The sequence below is a fragment of the Rhodococcus gordoniae genome (assembly GCF_001646655.1).
In the GTDB taxonomy this organism is placed as follows: domain Bacteria; phylum Actinomycetota; class Actinomycetes; order Mycobacteriales; family Mycobacteriaceae; genus Rhodococcus; species Rhodococcus gordoniae.
This window is the reverse complement of sequence record NZ_LPZN01000089.1, coordinates 1-16,533: the sequence shown is the minus strand read 5'-3', so window position 1 is coordinate 16,533 and position 16,533 is coordinate 1. Positions and strand designations below refer to the sequence as shown.

At 69.2% G+C, this 16,533-nt stretch carries 15 protein-coding genes; 8 read left to right on the top strand and 7 right to left on the bottom strand.

The genetic code is table 11. The features are described from left to right. Positions 1 to 171: 171 nt before the first annotated feature. Positions 172 to 1,308 carry a DUF4192 domain-containing protein gene (locus A8G18_RS21925; RefSeq protein ID WP_064065541.1) on the top strand — a complete coding sequence of 379 codons (1,137 nt, stop codon included), beginning with the start codon at positions 172 to 174 and terminating at the stop codon, positions 1,306 to 1,308. Between the two features lie 35 nt (positions 1,309 to 1,343). On the opposite strand, the gene galE is transcribed toward A8G18_RS21925, so the two are convergent. Continuing rightward, positions 1,344 to 2,336, bottom strand: coding sequence for a UDP-glucose 4-epimerase GalE (gene galE / locus A8G18_RS21920; protein WP_064065543.1), 993 nt, complete (start codon positions 2,334 to 2,336; stop codon positions 1,344 to 1,346). A 54-nt stretch (positions 2,337 to 2,390) separates the two neighbouring features. Continuing rightward, positions 2,391 to 3,077 (bottom strand): iron-dependent transcriptional repressor DtxR, encoded by a 687-nt coding sequence (locus A8G18_RS21915; RefSeq protein ID WP_064065540.1) that lies wholly within the window; start codon positions 3,075 to 3,077, stop codon positions 2,391 to 2,393. A gap of 104 nt (positions 3,078 to 3,181) precedes the next feature. Here A8G18_RS21915 and A8G18_RS21910 point away from each other — a divergent pair, with 104 nt between their 5' ends. Continuing rightward, a complete protein-coding gene (locus A8G18_RS21910; protein WP_064065539.1) occupies positions 3,182 to 4,453 on the top strand; it encodes an acetoin utilization protein AcuC in 1,272 nt (423 codons plus the stop codon). Further along, positions 4,446 to 7,196 carry a bifunctional acetate--CoA ligase family protein/GNAT family N-acetyltransferase gene (locus tag A8G18_RS21905; RefSeq protein ID WP_064065538.1) on the top strand — a complete coding sequence of 917 codons (2,751 nt, stop codon included), beginning with the start codon at positions 4,446 to 4,448 and terminating at the stop codon, positions 7,194 to 7,196. The genes A8G18_RS21910 and A8G18_RS21905 overlap by 8 nt, the downstream gene beginning before the upstream one ends. A gap of 102 nt (positions 7,197 to 7,298) precedes the next feature. Here A8G18_RS21905 and A8G18_RS21900 read toward each other — a convergent pair whose 3' ends face one another. The 3 genes from A8G18_RS21900 to A8G18_RS21890 form a co-directional block, all read right to left on the bottom strand. Further along, complete coding sequence (locus A8G18_RS21900; RefSeq protein WP_064065537.1) at positions 7,299 to 8,261, bottom strand: sigma-70 family RNA polymerase sigma factor; 963 nt, start codon at positions 8,259 to 8,261, stop codon at positions 7,299 to 7,301. 168 nt (positions 8,262 to 8,429) lie between these two features. Beyond that, on the bottom strand, positions 8,430 to 9,908 hold the full coding sequence (locus A8G18_RS21895) for a DUF7782 domain-containing protein (RefSeq protein ID WP_064065542.1): 1,479 nt from the start codon (positions 9,906 to 9,908) through the stop codon (positions 8,430 to 8,432). A gap of 37 nt (positions 9,909 to 9,945) precedes the next feature. Beyond that, positions 9,946 to 10,305: a DUF3099 domain-containing protein gene (locus A8G18_RS21890; protein ID WP_064065536.1), complete on the bottom strand. Its 360-nt coding sequence runs from the start codon at positions 10,303 to 10,305 to the stop codon at positions 9,946 to 9,948. Positions 10,306 to 10,378: 73 nt separating this feature from the next. Here A8G18_RS21890 and A8G18_RS21885 point away from each other — a divergent pair, with 73 nt between their 5' ends. After that, a complete protein-coding gene (locus tag A8G18_RS21885; protein WP_006551335.1) occupies positions 10,379 to 10,615 on the top strand; it encodes a DUF3039 domain-containing protein in 237 nt (78 codons plus the stop codon). On the opposite strand, the gene A8G18_RS21880 is transcribed toward A8G18_RS21885, so the two are convergent. After that, on the bottom strand, positions 10,588 to 11,880 hold the full coding sequence (locus A8G18_RS21880) for a YihY/virulence factor BrkB family protein (RefSeq protein ID WP_064065535.1): 1,293 nt from the start codon (positions 11,878 to 11,880) through the stop codon (positions 10,588 to 10,590). The two genes, A8G18_RS21885 and A8G18_RS21880, sit on opposite strands and share 28 nt — an antisense overlap. Positions 11,881 to 12,091: 211 nt before the next feature. Between A8G18_RS21880 and A8G18_RS21875 the strand changes: the two genes are divergently transcribed. Continuing rightward, positions 12,092 to 13,819 carry a DEAD/DEAH box helicase gene (locus A8G18_RS21875; protein WP_064065534.1) on the top strand — a complete coding sequence of 576 codons (1,728 nt, stop codon included), beginning with the start codon at positions 12,092 to 12,094 and terminating at the stop codon, positions 13,817 to 13,819. A 125-nt stretch (positions 13,820 to 13,944) separates the two neighbouring features. On the opposite strand, the gene A8G18_RS21870 is transcribed toward A8G18_RS21875, so the two are convergent. Continuing rightward, positions 13,945 to 14,139 carry a DUF7455 domain-containing protein gene (locus tag A8G18_RS21870; RefSeq protein ID WP_006551338.1) on the bottom strand — a complete coding sequence of 65 codons (195 nt, stop codon included), beginning with the start codon at positions 14,137 to 14,139 and terminating at the stop codon, positions 13,945 to 13,947. Between the two features lie 256 nt (positions 14,140 to 14,395). Between A8G18_RS21870 and A8G18_RS21865 the strand changes: the two genes are divergently transcribed. Genes A8G18_RS21865 through A8G18_RS21855 form a run of 3 tightly spaced genes read left to right on the top strand, consistent with a single transcriptional unit; the run spans position 14,396 to position 16,492 of the window. Further along, a complete protein-coding gene (locus tag A8G18_RS21865; protein WP_016933956.1) occupies positions 14,396 to 14,776 on the top strand; it encodes a DUF952 domain-containing protein in 381 nt (126 codons plus the stop codon). Positions 14,777 to 14,785: 9 nt separating this feature from the next. Then, positions 14,786 to 15,268 (top strand): cation:proton antiporter regulatory subunit, encoded by a 483-nt coding sequence (locus A8G18_RS21860; protein WP_064065533.1) that lies wholly within the window; start codon positions 14,786 to 14,788, stop codon positions 15,266 to 15,268. A 9-nt stretch (positions 15,269 to 15,277) separates the two neighbouring features. Continuing rightward, complete coding sequence (locus A8G18_RS21855) at positions 15,278 to 16,492, top strand: cation:proton antiporter (protein WP_064065532.1); 1,215 nt, start codon at positions 15,278 to 15,280, stop codon at positions 16,490 to 16,492. Positions 16,493 to 16,533 lie beyond the last annotated feature (41 nt).

The window sequence follows — 16,533 nt, the reverse complement described above, 5'->3', positions numbered from 1 at the left end:
TGACGGCCGGCCCCGCACCCTAGCAGCGCACGGCGACGGGATCGGCCGGTGGACGCCGGAGACCCCCGTCGGCCGCGGAAGTTGTCCACAGCCGGCCGCTTCATCCCCAGCAGGCCGCGGATCGCCCTCGTGGGCGGCTCTCCGCTCGGACCCGTAGGCCACGGTCCGAGCATGACAACTTCCATGCCCTCGTCCTCGCATCCCCTCCGGCTCACCGACGTCGGTGACGTGATCGCGGCCCTGCCCGCGCTGATGGGATTCCCGCCGGCCCGCTCGATCGTCGTGATGTGCCTGACCCCGACCGGGGACGCTCCGACCCGCCCGAACGGGAAGGTCGCGACCATCGGTGCCGTGATGCGACACGACCTCGTCCTGTCCGGGGCCGGGGAACCCGTTCCCGAACTCATGCGCGCGGCGTTCCGGCGTTTCTGCGCCGTCTGTGCCCGTGAGGGTGCGGAATCCGTGGTCGCAGTCCTCGTGGACGACGAGCTCACCGACCGGCACGACCCGGCCGTAGCCGAGGTGTGCCGGCTCGTCGACGATTTCGCGGATCACCTCGACGCCGTCGGAATCGATCTGGCAGGTGTGTACGCGCTACCCGAGATATCCGGCGGGGCAACCTGGTTCGTGCCCGGCCAGGACATCATCGGCACTGTGGCCGACCCCGGATCCTCGGTGGTCGCGGCCGCGCGGGTGTTCGAGGGCAGCCCGATCCGGGGCTCCCGCAACGAACTCGAAGCGCTGCTCGCCCCGTACCCGCCGGCGGTGCGGCAGGAAGTTGCGCGCTGCATCGACGAGGTCGTCGAGACCCGCGACCGCGAGTACGAGCGTTGTGCCCGCGAAGGTGGCGGCGAACGTGCCGACCGCGTCGAACTGCAGGCCGTGCTCGCGCACGTCGAGGCGTACGCCGCCGGAACGGATCCGAGTGCGCCGGACGTCGCAGAACTTGCGGTGCTGCTCGCGAATCGCACGGTGCGGGACGCCGCGATGGGGCTCGCGACCGGTCCGCTCGCACGCGCGGCGGAGCGGCTGTGGAGCGAACTCGCACGCGCACTGCCGGATCCCGAACGGGCGGACGCCGCGGCACTCGTCGGCTTCGGTGCCTACGTGCGCGGCGACGGGCCGCTCGCCGGGGTCGCGCTCACCGCTGCCCTCGAATCCGACCCCCGCCACAGGCTTTCGGATCTGCTGGACCAGGCGTTGCAGGCGGGGCTGCGGCCCGATGCGATCCGCGGCCTCGCCGAGACAGGCCACGAGATCGCCATGAGATTGGGACTCGGGCTGCCGCGCGACGACGAGTCGTCCTGACGGCTATCGCGCACGCAGTTCACACCGCGCAGCGCTCAGCCACGCCGAACGGCGTGCAGTCGGTCGCCGAGGGACCGGGTGAACTCCCACGCGTCGGAGACGATCTCGTCGAGATCGGTGTGCTGAGGGTTCCACCCGAGTTCGGACATCGCGCGGCTGCTGGAGGCGATGAGAACGGCCGGATCACCGGCGCGGCGCGGTGCGTCGACCGCTGCGATCGGAAGTCCCGTGACCCGCTCGCAGGCCGAGACGACCTCGCGGACGGTGAAACCTTCTCCGCTGCCGAGGTTGTAGATGCCGTGCCGGCCGGGTTCGGACTTCGTCAATGCCAGCACGTGGGCGTCGGCGAGATCCTTGACGTGGATGTAGTCGCGCACCGCGGTGCCGTCCTTGGTCGGCCAGTCGGTGCCGAACACGGAGATGCGATCGCGCACACCGAGAGCGACCTGCAGCACCAGCGGAATCAGATGCGTCTCGACGACCCGGTTCTCGCCGGCGCCGCCGTAGGCGCCGGCGACGTTGAAGTACCGCAGGCTCGTCGCGGCGAGACCGTGCGCGTGCGCGTAGGACGAGATCGCGTGATCGATGGCGAGCTTCGACGCCCCGTACGGGTTGGTGGGACGGGTGGGCGCGTCCTCGGTGATCGGCACGCTCTCGGGCTCGCCGTAGGTCGCGGCGGTCGAGGAGAAGACCAGTCGCGGCGTACCCGAGCGGCGGATGGCCTCGAGGAGGGCGAGGGTGGTCACCACGTTGCCCTGCCAGTACTTCTCGGGGCACTCCACCGACTCGCCGACCAGTGATTGCGCTCCGAAGTGGAGGACGCCGTCGAAGCGGGGACCGGGTCCGGAGAGCAGATCATCGGCGACGGCCGCGATGTCGCCCTCGACGAACTCGGCGCCCGCCGGTACCGCTTCGGCGTTCCCGGTGGACAGATCGTCGACGACCACGACGTCGTGGCCCTGTTCGAGCAGCACGGTCGTGCACACGCTGCCCACATAGCCGGCGCCGCCGGTCACCAGAAGTCTCACGCTGTACATCCCCTTTTCGCATGCCCGTACCGGACATGCGAAAAGGGGTCTGTGTCAGACCTGCTTCACCTGCACGGCATGGGCCATCTCGTCGGAAAGCTCGAAGCTGTCGTGACCGGCCACGGTGATGGACACCGAGCCCGGTCGCGTCTCGACTGTAACCCGCGCGTCCGGGACGACACCGGCCTCACGCAGCCGGGCGATGACCTCCGGATCGGACTGGACGTACTCGGCGAGCCGCCGCACCACGACGGCGGTCGGCTTGCCGTGGGGGATCTCCGTCAGCCGCACCAGCTTCTCGTCGAGGGCCGCCGCACGGTCGAGACCCAGCTGCGCCAGCCCCGGGATCGGGTTGCCGTAGGGCGAGGTGGTCGGGTTGTTGAGCACCTCGACGAGGCGGCGTTCGACCTCCTCGCTCATCACGTGCTCCCAACGGCACGCCTCGGCATGCACGTTCTCCCAGTCGAGACCGATCACGTCCACGAGAAGCCGTTCCGCGAGCCGGTGCTTGCGCATCACGGACACCGCGAGATCGCGGCCCTTCTCGGTGAGCTGCAGGTGCCGGTCGCCGGCGACACGGAGCAGGCCGTCGCGTTCCATGCGGGCCACGGTCTGGCTGACCGTCGGTCCGCTCTGCTCGAGGCGTTCGGCGATGCGCGCGCGCAGCGGCACCACGCCTTCCTCTTCCAAGTCGTAGATGGTCCGGAGATACATCTCCGTTGTATCGACCAGGTCCTTCACTCTCACACCCCTTCGTCCGGGCCGATTCTAACCGTGCGAACAGGACGGTGGGGGCGCGCTCCGAGGCTCGCATGTCCGTGGGCGGCGCAGTAGCGTCTGTGTCCATGACCACGAGCTCCACCGCGGCGGGCGGTACGACACAGCTGAGCGGCGATCGGATAGTGGTGTGGAGCCCCGACTACCTCGACTACCGGTGGGGTCCGACGCATCCGATGAACCCCACGCGTCTCGATCTCACGATGGCGCTGTCCCGCAGTCTCGGTCTCCTCGAAGGCGTCGAGACGGTCCGTCCGTCCCCTGCGGACGACACCGATCTGTTGCGCATCCACACCGCGTCCTACGTCGACGCAGTCAAGCGCGCGGGTTCCGCCCCGGAGGGAGCGGCACCTCCGGCCGACGCCCCGCACGGTCTCGGAACCGAGGACAACCCGATCTTCCCCCGCATGCACGAGGCCAGCGCGACCCTCGCCGGAGGCACGCTGGCGGCCGCGCGCGAGATCGCGAGCGGCCGGGCCCGGCGCGCGGTGAGCATCGGCGGCGGCATGCACCATGCGATGGCCGACTGGGCCGCCGGATTCTGCGTCTACAACGATGCCGCCATCGCGATCTCGTGGTTGCTCGACCACGGCTACGACCGCATCGCCTACATCGACGTCGACGCCCACCACGGTGACGGCGTGCAGCACGCATTCCTCGGCGACCCCCGGGTCCTCACCATCTCGCTGCACCAGCATCCCGCGACCCTGTGGCCCAACACCGGATGGTCCAGCGAGGTCGGCGCAGGCCCGGCCGAGGGCACCGCGATCAACCTTCCCGTCCTGCCGGGCACCGTGGACGCGTTGTGGTTGCGCGCCTTCCACGCCGTCGTGCCGGGTGCTGTCGCGGCGTTCCGCCCGCAGATCCTCATCAGTCAGTGCGGAGCCGACAGCCACCGCGAGGATCCGCTCGCCGACCTCTCGCTCACCGTCGACGGTCAACGCGCGTCGTATCTCGCGATGCGGGATCTCGCCGATCGCTACTGCGAAGGCCGCTGGCTCGCCGTCGGCGGTGGCGGGTACGGCCTCGTGCGGGTGGTTCCTCGCGCATGGACGCACCTGATCGCGGCGGCGCTGGACCGCGAGATCGACCCGAGCACGCCGATCCCGGCGGACTGGAGCGACCGCGTCGGCGCTCTCGCTCCCGGCGTCGAACTGCCCACCGGCATGGGGGAGGACTCCGACGTCTCGTATATGCCGTGGGACGGTCCCGGAGGCACCCCGGAAACGGGCATCGCATCTCTGGACCGTGCGCTGACCCGCATCGATTCCGCGATCATCGCCACGAGACGGGCGGCGTTCCCGCTGCTCGGCCTGGACCCGGAGGATCCGCGTGACTGATCAGCAGAATCCCGCGGCGGGATCGAGCACCGATCCCGCGAAGGCTGTCGCGACGGCGAGAGAGACCGACCCGGCTCGCGAACGCGCCCTCGCCCGGGCACGCGCCTATCCGCGGCACTGGGTCGCCGACGTGCTGGCCTCGGACGGCGGCGTCGTGCACCTGCGGCCGATCGTCCCCGAGGACGCCGAGGGGATCGTCGCCTTCCACAGCAAACTCTCCGAACGCACCCGCTATCTGCGGTATTTCGGTCCGTACCCGACCATCTCGAAGAAGGACCTGTTCAACTTCACGGTCGTCGACCACCGCTCCCGAGTGGCGTTCGTCGCGGTGCTCGGCGACGAGATCATCGCCGTCGGCCGATACGAAGGACTGTCGAACGAAGGCGACGGACTTTCCGCGGAGGTGGCCTTCACCGTCGCCGACGCCCACCAGGGACGCGGCCTCGGCCCGATCCTGCTCGAACATCTCGCCGGCGCGGCCGCCGAGAACGGACTGCACACCTTCGTCGCCGAGGTCCTCGCCGAGAACCGGCACATGATCACCGTCTTCCGGGAGGCCGGCTACCAGGTCAGCCGCAGCTTCGAAGGGGGAGTGGTCCGCCTCGAGTTCGCGATCGACCCCACCGAGGCACTCGTGTCGGTGCGCAACGCCCGCGAACGCGCCGCCGAGGCGCGCAGCGTGCGCAACATCCTGAGCCCCGCCAGCGTCGCTGTCATCGGCGCCTCCACCGACAGCCGCAAGGTGGGCAACGCCGTGCTGGTGAACATGCTGCGCAGCGGATTCACCGGACCGGTCTACCCGGTCAACGCCGAGAACCGGTCGGTCCGGGGTGTCCGCGCGTACCCCACCGTCCGCGACATCCCGGACGAGATCGACCTCGCCATCGCCGCCGTGCCGGCCGAATCCATCGACTCGGTGCTCGACGACTGTCTCGCGAAGGGCGTCAAGGCGCTGCTCGTCGTGTCGTCGGGTTTCGGTGAGACCGGACCGGAGGGCCGCGACGCCGAGCGCCGCCTCGCCCTCGCCGCACGGTCGCACGGCATGCGGCTCATCGGCCCGAACGCACTCGGGGTGGCCAACAACGACCCGGCGATCCGCCTCAACGCGACTCTCGCGCCCGTGCTCCCGGCCGCCGGCAACGTGGGCTTCTTCTGCCAGTCCGGTGCGCTCGGCATCGCGATTCTGGACGAGGCGGCCAAGACCGGGGTCGGACTGTCGTCCTTCGTCTCGGCGGGCAACCGCGCCGACCTGTCGGGCAACGACCTGCTGCAGTACTGGGACACCGACCCCGCGACCGAGGTGGTGCTGCTCTACCTCGAGAGTTTCGGGAATCCACGCAAGTTCTCGCGCATCGCCCGCCGGGTGGCGCGCAGCAAACCGATCGTCGCGGTCAAGAGCGGCCGGCACGCGGTTCCGCCCGCACTCGCCGCGCGGACCGGCGAGATGGACGACACCATCGTGCGCTACCTGTTCGAGCAGGCGGGCGTGGTGCAGGTCGAGTCGATCGGCCAGCTCTTCGACTCGGCACTGCTGTTCGGCTATCAGCCGTTGCCGGCAGGACCGCGGGTCGCGGTGGTGGGCAACTCCACCGCTCTCGGAGTGCTCGCCGTCGATGCCGCACGCGGACAGGGACTGCAGGCCCCGGACGCGGTGGATCTCGGCGCGCAGGCGTCACCGGAGGAGTTCGCCGAGGCGGTCGCGCGGGCACTCGAATCATCCGACGTCGACTCGGTGATCGCGGTCTTCGTCCCGCCGGTCGCCGTCGACGTCCAGCCCTACGCCCAGGCCCTGCGCGACGCCGTGGCCGGGTCGGAGAAGCCCGTGGTGACCACCTTCCTGGCAACCGAGGGCATCCCCGACGTTCTGGCCGTGCGCGGACCGGACGGCAGTCCGACCCGTGGATCCGTGCCGTCCTATCCCGGTCCGGAACGGGCTGCGCTGGCGCTGGGACGGGCGTGGCGGTATGCGAAGTGGCGGAGCCGGCCGCCCTCGCAGGTCGTGCGGCCGGCCGGAATCGATCCCGAACGCGCCCGTGCGCTCGTGGACGGCTGGCTCGGGACGACACCCGAAGGCCGGTACCTGTCGGACACCGAAGCGGCCCTGCTGCTGTCCTGCTACGGCGTGGAGGTCGCGGACTTCCGTGCGGTGACCACCGAGGACGAGGCGGTGGCGGCGGCGGAGGAGATCGGATTCCCGGTGGCGGTCAAGGCCACCGGCGCGCAGTGGCGGCACCGGCCGGACCTGAGCGGTGTCCGGCTCGATCTCGTGGACGCCGACTCGGTGCGGATCGCGTACTGCGACCTGGCCGCAGTGTCGGGGGAGCCGTTGATGCACGTGCAACGTATGGCACACAAGGGCATCGGCTGCGCGATCCGTGTGCAGGACGACCCGTCCTTCGGTTCGCTGATCTCCTTCGGTCTCGCCGGTGTGATCTCCGACCTGCTCGGCGACCGCGCCTATCGTGTGCTTCCTCTCACGGAGGACGAGGCGGTCGAGTTGATCGATGCGCCGAAGGCCGCCCCGCTGCTCTCGGGTTACCGGAACGCGGCACCGGTGAACAAGCCGGCGCTGGTCGATTTCGTCCAGCGGATCTCGGCACTCGCCGACGACCTCCCCGAGGTGCGCGAGCTGGTGTGCGAGCCGGTGCTGGCCTCGGTGGTGGGGGCCGAGCTCACCGACGCGCATGTGCGGATCGGGCCCGAACCGCATCCGCTCGACCTCGGACCGCGCCGGCTGCGCTGACGGGAGCCGGACGGGACGACTCGTCGGACACGATCCCGGACAGCAACGATCCCCGAGAACCCAGCCCGGTTCTCGGGGATCGGATACCGCTGACGCGCCCGGTCAGCTGGCGTAGGCGCGAAGGCGCTCGGCGCGATCTCCTTCGCGGAGCTTGGACATCACCTCGCGCTCGATCTGGCGGACACGCTCACGGGAGAGCCCGAAGAGCTTGCCGATCTGATCGAGGGTGCGCGGCTGACCGTCGTCGAGGCCGTAGCGCAAGCGGATGACCTGCTGTTCGCGCTCGTCGAGCGTCGCGAGGACGCTGCGGACGTCGCTGTGCAGGAGGCCGGCGATGACGGCGGTCTCGGCGGATGTCGCCTCTGCATCCTCGATGAAGTCGCCCAGCGGGGCCTCCTCGTCGTTGCCGACGGGCATGTCGAGGCTCACCGGGTCGCGGCTGTGATCGAGCAGATCGGCGATCTTCTCGACGGGGATGCCGGACTCGTCGGCAAGTTCCTCGTCGGTCGCCTCACGGCCGAGCTGCTGATGCAGTTCGCGCTTGATGCGGGCGAGCTTGTTGACCTGTTCGACCAGGTGGACGGGGAGCCGGATCGTGCGGCTCTGGTCGGCCATGCCGCGGGTGATGGCCTGACGGATCCACCACGTCGCGTAGGTCGAGAACTTGAAGCCCTTCGCGTAGTCGAACTTCTCCATCGCACGGATCAGGCCGAGGTTGCCCTCCTGGATGAGGTCCAGCAGGGGCATTCCGCGTCCGGTGTAGCGCTTCGCCAGCGAGACGACGAGACGCAGGTTGGCCTCGAGCAGGTGGCTGCGGGCGGCCTGTCCTTCACGGACGATGACCGCGAGGTCGCGCTTCTTCGCGGCGGACAGGCGCTTCTTCGTCTCGAGCAGGTGCTTGGCATACAGGCCGGCCTCGATCCGCTTTGCCAGTTCCACCTCGTCGGCTGCGGTGAGCAGAGCGGTCCGTCCGATGCCGTTCAGGTAGACGCGAACGAGATCGGCGGCGGGGCTCTGACCGTCGAGGTCGGAATCGAAGCGAGCGGTGGTTTCGGGGCGTGCCATGACGTGCCTCCTCATCGGTGGTGTCTCACAGGGTTCAACGAGCGGCGAAGCCGTGGAGTTCCCGTCGGTCTTCGAATACCACCGCGCTGACCTGCACTAACCCGGTGAGCTCCTGAGAAGTTGCTGAGAGAACCGAAGGGTGGAACCTCAGACGCACCCCGGCGAGCGTCAGGCGGGCTCGATCAGCCCGTGACGCACGAGCCCGTGCACGAGACCCACCGCCCGGGTGAGCAGATCGTCCTCGTCCTCACCGTGCGCGGCCGCGAGCAGCGACACGAGATCCCCGAGGGGCAGGCCGTCGGCGCGCATCCCTCCGAGCAGGGCGGCAGCGAGATCGTCCACCTCGTGCTGCCAGGCCGGACCTCCGCCGCGGTGCACCCGCGCGACCACCTGTTCCCAGCCCTCCGCGCCGGGCAGGTGCACCCGCTCGAGCGCCGTGTCGGGGCGTACCACGAACCGGGCGTCCGGAACCTCGTGCGTACGCAGCCAGTCGAGGCGGCGGAAGTAGTCGATCGCCTCGTCGCCCAGGGCATCGGTGAAGGCGTGCCGCAGATCCTCGGCCATCACGTCGGACGGCAGACCGGTGCGACGCAGGTAGACGAATCCGAACCCGACTCCTTCGACACCGTGCTCGGCGAAGTGGTCGAGCCACTGCTCGGCGCGCACCGCGACCTCCGGCTCGCGCTGGTCGGCGTCACCGTCCCTCAGCCACGTGCCGACGTACAAGGCGGGATCGGCGACGTCGCGCTGCACGATCCAGGCGTCCACGCCCTGCGACGGCAACCACGACGCGACCCGGGTCCGCCAGTCCTCACCCTCGACGTGCACCCACGAGGCGAGCATCGCGGCGGTCCCGCCGGGATTCAGGTGCTCGGCCGCCTGCGAGATCATGAGCCTGCTGGCACCGTCGAGGTCGAGACCGGAGTCGCGGTAGCTGTGCTCGACACGTCCCGCGCTCACCACGAACGGCGGATTCGCGACGATCCGATCGAAGGTGCGGCCGGCGACCGGATCGAACCAGGAGCCCTCGAGAAGATCGAGGTCGATCCCGTTGAGCGCCGCGCTCGCGGCGGCCAGGGCCAGGCACCGGGGATTGATGTCGGTCGCGGTGACCTTCTCCGCGTGGTCCGCGGCCCGGATCGCCTGCACTCCGCAGCCGGTACCCAGGTCGAGCACCGTGCCGACCCGATCGCTGGGGGTCGCCTGCAACAACGACAGAGAGGCCTGCCCGACGCCGAGAACGTGATCGGGACGGGTCGGGACGGGCCGGATCGAACCGTCGAGATCCGACAACACCCAGCGACTTCCGGTACCGGCGTCGAGGGGTCTCAGATCGAGTGCGGCGCGCAGGCCGTCGCCGTCGCGTTCGAGCAGGCCCGCTCGTACGGCCTGCTCCGGCGTCACCGGTTCGAGAGCGTGCGCCACCTCCGTCTCGGCGCAGGTGTCCTGGAGGAGGAACAGCCGGACGAGCACGCCGAGATCACCGGCGCTCCGCGCGACGCGCCGGGCGGGGACGGGTTCGCTGCGCCCGAGTGCGGCATGCGCCTCGGGGCCGAGCAGATCCCGCACGGTGTCGAGGTCGTAGCGGCACCGGATCAATGCGGTGCGAAGAGCCGGGCAGAGAGACAGGAGAAGGTCGCGGTCCACCACGACATTCTCGCAAGCTCCCCGCTCGCTCTCTCCGTCAGCCGTCGATCACGCGGTGGGTCGACGCCTCGATCGCCGGAGCGTCCTCGAAGCGACCGTCCCAGCGACTCGGTTCGTCCTTCCGGCGCGGCGGCCGGTCGTTGGCGATGAGAACCGCGACCCACGGCAACGGAATCGACACCCCGATGATCGCCATCGAAATCCAGGGATTCTCCCAGATGCCGTACGCGATCGCCGCCAGGAGCAGTGCCGGTATGCGGAACGACATGATCGTGAGGTACTTGCGAACCCGTGCTCGGTGCTGATCCTCGAGCGACGTCTCCGCCGCTGTGATCAGAACCGGGTTGTCGGGCGATCCGTTCTCGGGGGATCCGCCGAAACCGTGAGTTCTCGCCATGTCTTCCACCTTCCCACGACGAACCGTCGCACGCACATACGCATCCGGCCTCTCCGTGCGGCATCATGGACACGTGAGCACGGATATCAAGGAACGGCCGGATACCACCACCGACGAGACGACCGACGACGACACCCCCAAATTCTTCCATTACGTGAAGAAGAACAAGATCGCCGAGAGTGCGGTCATGGGTACCCACGTGGTTGCGCTGTGCGGTGAGGTCTTTCCGGTGACCCGGTCGCCGAAGCCCGGCTCGCCGGTGTGCCCCGAATGCAAGAAAGTCTACGACGGTTTGCGCAAGGGCGACTGAGGCACCGGGTGGAACGGCTCGTCGTCCACCGTGGCGTCGGGTGATCCCGGCGAGAGCCTCGCTGCCGGCGGAAGATCGGTCTCGGCCGGGGGAACTTCGGATCCCCCGGCCTTGTCGTCGTGGGATGCCTTGTCGTCGTGGCCGGCGGGGTCGTCGTGGGATGCCGGCCCCGACTCGGCAGGTCTCCCGTCGATCGGCCACGACTCGGGTTCGCGTTCCCCGGGCCGGATCAGGTCGGACAGCCGGATCGTCGTGGTGCCCGTCAGTCGGCGGGTGAGGTTCGTCACGGGCCCACTGTCCGGCGACGGCTCGCGCGCCGCCTGCTCCGCCAGCCATACCCGCCACTGCTCCAGACGCGTGGCGCGTGCGGGCCAGAACTGCTGCACCGTGGCGTTGAACTCGGCTCCGAGGACCACCGCGAAACCCAGGAAGAACGTGAACAGCAGAAACGCGATCGGAGCGGCGAGCGCCCCGTAGGTGTAGCCCGTAGCGGCGATCCACGTCAGATACCACCGCAGGATCACGCTGGACGTGAGGAAGAACACGCCCGCCAGCACCGCCCCGCCGAGCAGTCGGTGCCACGGCAGCGACTTGGGCAGCGCCACCTTGTACAGGGTCGTCAGGCCGATCAGCAGCAGCAGACCCACTGCGGGGAAGTAGAAGGTGTCGATGATCTGCGAACCCAGATCGAACCACGCATCGGGAAGCAGCCGGCCGATCAGCGTGGGTCCGAGCGCGACGAGCGGCAGCGTGAAGACCGCGAGGATCAGGAAGACGACGTAGAGCAGCAGACCGAAGATCCGCTGCCACACCGGATGGCGGTGGTCCTGCTGATGGTGCGCTTCGACGATCGAGTCCACGAACGTCGAGATCGCCGACGAGCCGGCCCACAGCGACAGCACGAAGCCGAGCGACATCAGGTCGGCGCGTCCGCGGCCGAGGACGTCCGCGACGGTGGGTTCGATGATCTGGTCGACCACGCTGTCGCTGAAGACCGAGCGGAGGAAGGTGACGGTCTTGGACGTGATGATCTCGACCGTGTCCGGACCGAACCAGCCGCCCACGTACCCCAGGCTGCCGAGCAGACCGAGCACCAGCGGTGGCAGCGACAGGGTCTGCCAGAAGGCCGCGGTCGCGGCCTTGCTGAAGATCGAATGGTCCCATGCCGAGGACATGGTGTGTGTGACCACCTCCCACCCTTTACCCACCGCGTGCCGTATGCGGCCGCGGGGTGCCTGTGCGTGGGGTCGTGGTGTGTCGTTCATCTACTTCCAGAATTCCTGATGACACGCTCGCGTGCGCGCTCAGGCAGGTGAGGGTGCATCGAATTCTGCCACGCAGCCCTCGTCGGACCCGCCGACGCCGCGGCTTCGGCGGGTCCGCGACGTCCGAGACGATAGGCTGCATGACGGTCGGGACCCGGACGAGTGCGGTGGGACCGGCCCGAGCGAAGCGGACAAGGAGCACGAGAAACCGGTGAGCACCGAAACCGTCGGACAAGCTACGACCTCCGCCCCTGTGGCCCAGCTGCGCGCCTGGCAGCGCCGCGCCCTCACCAAGTACCTCGCGACGAAACCGCGCGACTTCCTCGCGGTCGCCACCCCCGGCGCCGGTAAGACGACCTTCGCCCTGCGGGTGGCGTCGGAGCTGCTGCGCGACCGGACGGTCGACCAGATCACCGTCGTCGCCCCCACCGAGCACCTCAAGCACCAGTGGGCGGGCGCGGCGGCCCGGATCGGCATCGCCCTGGACTCGAACTTCACGAATTCGACCGGGCAGACGTCGAGCGACTATCAGGGCGTCGTGGTCACCTACGCGCAGATCGCCTCGCACCCGTTCAAGCACCGCGTACGCACGGAGGCGCGCCGCACCCTCGTGATCCTCGACGAGATCCACCACGGCGGCGACGCGAAGAGCTGGGGTGAGGGCATCCTCGAGGCGTTCGGCGACGCGACCCGCCGTCTGGCGCTGACCGGTACGCCCTTCCGCAGCGACGACAGCGCGATCCCGTTCGTGACCTACGAGCCGAACGGAGACGGTCTGCTGCAGTCCAAGGCGGACCATGCCTACGGCTATGCCGACGCCCTCGCAGACGGCGTCGTGCGGCCCGTCGTGTTCCTCGCGTACTCGGGTGAGGCACGCTGGCGCACGAGCGCGGGGGAGGAGTTCACGGCCCGTCTGGGTGAGCCCCTCAGCGCCGAGCAGACGGCCCGGGCATGGCGGACCGCCCTCGATCCCGAGGGCGACTGGATTCCTGCGGTGCTGGGCGCGGCGAACACCCGTCTGCAGCAGCTGCGTGCCGGCGGGATGCCGGACGCCGGCGGCCTCGTGATCGCGACCGACCAGACCACGGCCCGGGCCTACGCGAGGATCCTCGAGGCGGTGACCGGCGAGATGCCCACCGTCGTGCTCTCGGACGACCCCACGGCGTCCGAGCGGATCTCACAGTTCAGCGAGGGCAACCAGCGGTGGATGGTCGCCGTGCGCATGGTGTCCGAAGGCGTCGACGTTCCGCGACTCGCGGTCGGCGTGTACGCGACCAGCGCCTCGACCCCGTTGTTCTTCGCGCAGGCTATCGGCCGCTTCGTGCGGTCGCGGCGCACGGGGGAGACCGCCAGCGTCTTCCTGCCGTCCGTGCCGGTGCTGCTCGAACTCGCCAGCCAGCTCGAGGCGCAACGCGACCACGTGCTCGGCAAGCCGCACCGGGTCAAGGAAGGCTTCGACGACGAGCTGCTCGCCGACGCGAACCGGCGTAAGGACGAGCCCGGCGAGGACGAGAAGGCCTTCCATTCGCTCGGTGCGGACGCCGAACTCGACCAGGTCATCTACGACGGATCCTCGTTCGGCACCGCCACATTCGCCGGTTCCGACGAGGAAGCCGACTATCTGGGGCTTCCGGGTCTGCTGGACGCCGACCAGATGCGGGCGCTGCTGCGTCAGCGTCAGGAACAGCAGCTGAACAAGCCGAATGCCGAGCCTGCGCCCACCCCGCCGCCCCAGGTCACCGAGCGCGTCGAGACCGCAGACACCCTGGCGCAGCTGCGCCGCGAACTCAATTCCCTCGTCGCGGTCGTGCACCATCGGACCAGGAAGCCACACGGGGTGATCCACGGTGAGTTGCGTCGCCAGTGCGGTGGTCCGCCGACGGCGATGGCGACCGCCGAGCAGCTGCGCGACCGCATCGCCATCCTGCGGAGCTGGTGAGCCGCACACCGAGCCCCCGGCGACGAGAACGGGCGACCACCTCGAGGTGGTCGCCCGTTCATTCGGTCGGGTCTCGGAACCGACGGTTCGTTCGTGTGACAGAACGTCGGTTCCGGACGGCGGATTCACACGGTGGCGTCGGACTCGCTCACGATCGTCGCTCCGAGTTCACGGAGACGGTCGGTGTGCTCGTTGGCGTGGTGCCCGCAGAACAACAGTTCTCCGCCGGTGGGAAGGACGGCGCGGACACGAGCGGCAGCATTGCACCGATCGCAGCGATCTGCAGCGGTCAACTTCGGGCTGGTCAACGTACCGGGCATGACTCCTCCAAACTGGCCACCGCTCATATCGGGTGCCGGGGTCTGGTCCGCCGCACCGGCCGGCGCGGTGGATCTACTCTGACAGACGATTTGTGTTCACGTGTTGTTCCCTTGGGTGCCCAATCGTGGCGCGTTTCACGCATCGAGCAGCGAAAACGCTGCGACATGCCGGTTTTCCGTGCGGGTGTTCGCTCACAGCGCAGAGGGCGGGACGCTGCGGACGCCTCGGATCGGCTTTCCGACGCACAATGACGACATGACCGAGACCCTCCTGCACATCATCTCCCGAGACGACTGGGACCGCGCCGGACCTCTCGGGGCCGTCGTTCCGGCATCTCTCGCCTCCCAGGGTTTCGTCCACCTGTCCACGCCGCAGCAGGTGCATCTTCCCGCCGACCGGCTGTACTCCGGACGCGAGGATCTGGTGCTGCTGCACGTCGACCCGACACGGCTCGACGACCCTCTCCGTTTCGAACCCGGCGTACCGGAGGACCCCGAGTCGATGCGGTTCCCGCACCTGTACGGGCCGTTGCCCGTGGACGCCGTGGTGGAGGTCACGCCGTTCCTCCCCGGACCGGACGGCCGATTCGCGCCCCTCGGGGCCGGGGGAGCGGACGCCGTCGGTCCGGAGGACTAGTCTTTCGGCATGATCGTCGACGTGACTCCGCTCCCCGGGATCGGTGTACGCAAGGACTTCGAACTGGCGTCCGGGCGCCGCATCGGGGTGATCACCCATCGGGACGGTCACAGCGACCTCATCATCTCGAAGGCCGGCGACCCCGATGCGTGTGCCGCCTCCCTCCCCCTCACCGTCGAGGAGGCGGCGACGCTCAGCAACCTGCTCGGTGCCCCCCAGCTCGTCGCCCAGTTGAGTGAGGACCACCGGGACATGCCCGGAATCGTCACCCGCCAGCTCCACGTCCACGAGGATTCCCGGTTCGACGGAGCGGCGCTGGGCGACACCGCGCTGCGCACCCGCACCGGCGTGTCGGTCGTGGCCGTGATGCGTGCGGGCCAGGTCATGCCTTCTCCGGCACCGGACTTCGTCCTCACGGGCGGGGACATCCTGGTGGCGGTCGGTACGGCGGACGGCCTCGACGCTGCCGCCAGGATCCTGCGCAACGGCTGATCCGGCGGTATGGACACTACGACACTCGCACTCATCGAACTGGGTGCGGTGTTCTTCGGGCTCGGTGTCCTCGGGCGGCTGGCGGCGCGGATCGGCATGTCGCCGATCCCGTTCTATCTGGTCGGCGGCCTGTGCTTCGGCAACGGTGGACTCATCCAGCTCGGCGACATCGGCGCGTTCAGTCATATCGCCAGCGAGATCGGCGTGGTACTGCTGTTGTTGCTGCTCGGGCTCGAGTACACCGCGAACGAGCTGATCAGTGGATTGCGACGCTCCCGGATGGCGGGTCTGCTCGATCTCGCCCTGAACGCGGCACCCGGGGCCGCGGTCGCGTTGATCCTGGGTCTCGGCCCTGTCGGCGCACTTGCGCTCGCAGGCGTGACCTACATCTCCTCGTCGGGGATCGTGGCGAAGGTCCTTGCCGATCTCGGGCGCCTCGGCAACCGCGAGACGCCGGTGGTCCTGTCGATTCTCGTCTTCGAAGACCTCACGATGGCCGTGTACCTCCCGATCCTCACCGCGATCCTCGGCGGCGTGAGTCTGCTCGGCGGCCTCGAAGCCGTCGCGATCTCGCTCGGTCTCGTCACCGTGGTGCTGGTACTGGTGGTGCGATACGGACGCTACATCTCGGTCGTGCTCGACAGTCCCGACAGGGAAACACTGTTGCTCAAGCTGCTCGGCGCGGCGCTGCTGGTGGCGGGCATCGCGTCCGCCCTCCAGGTGTCTGCGGCCGTCGGCGCCTTCCTGCTGGGTATCGCCATCTCCGGTTCCACGGCACACAACGCGGTACGTGTCCTCGAACCGCTCCGTGATCTGTTCGCCGCCATCTTCTTCGTCTTCTTCGGACTGAACACAGACCCGACGGAGATACCGCCGGTGCTCGGCTGGGCGATCCTGCTGGCCGTGCTGACCACGCTGACGAAGCTCGCCACCGGATGGATCGCGGCGGCGCAACACCACATCGCCGTGATGGGCCGGGCCCGCGCCGGTGCGGCACTCATCGCTCGGGGCGAGTTCTCCATCGTGATCGCCGGACTGGCTGTCGCCTCGGGGCACGTCGACAGTCGTCTCGCGGCGATCGCCTCCGCATACGTGATGATCACCGCGGTCTTCGGTCCGGTCGCCGCACGAGTCGTCGAACCCGTGATGCGGTTCGCCTCCGCACGACTCCCGGGACGCGACGGCCGGCAGCGTCTTCCCGGGGACGAACCGGAGCTTCTCTAGCAGCGGTGGTCCGGAACGGCGAACGAGGGCCACCCGATCGG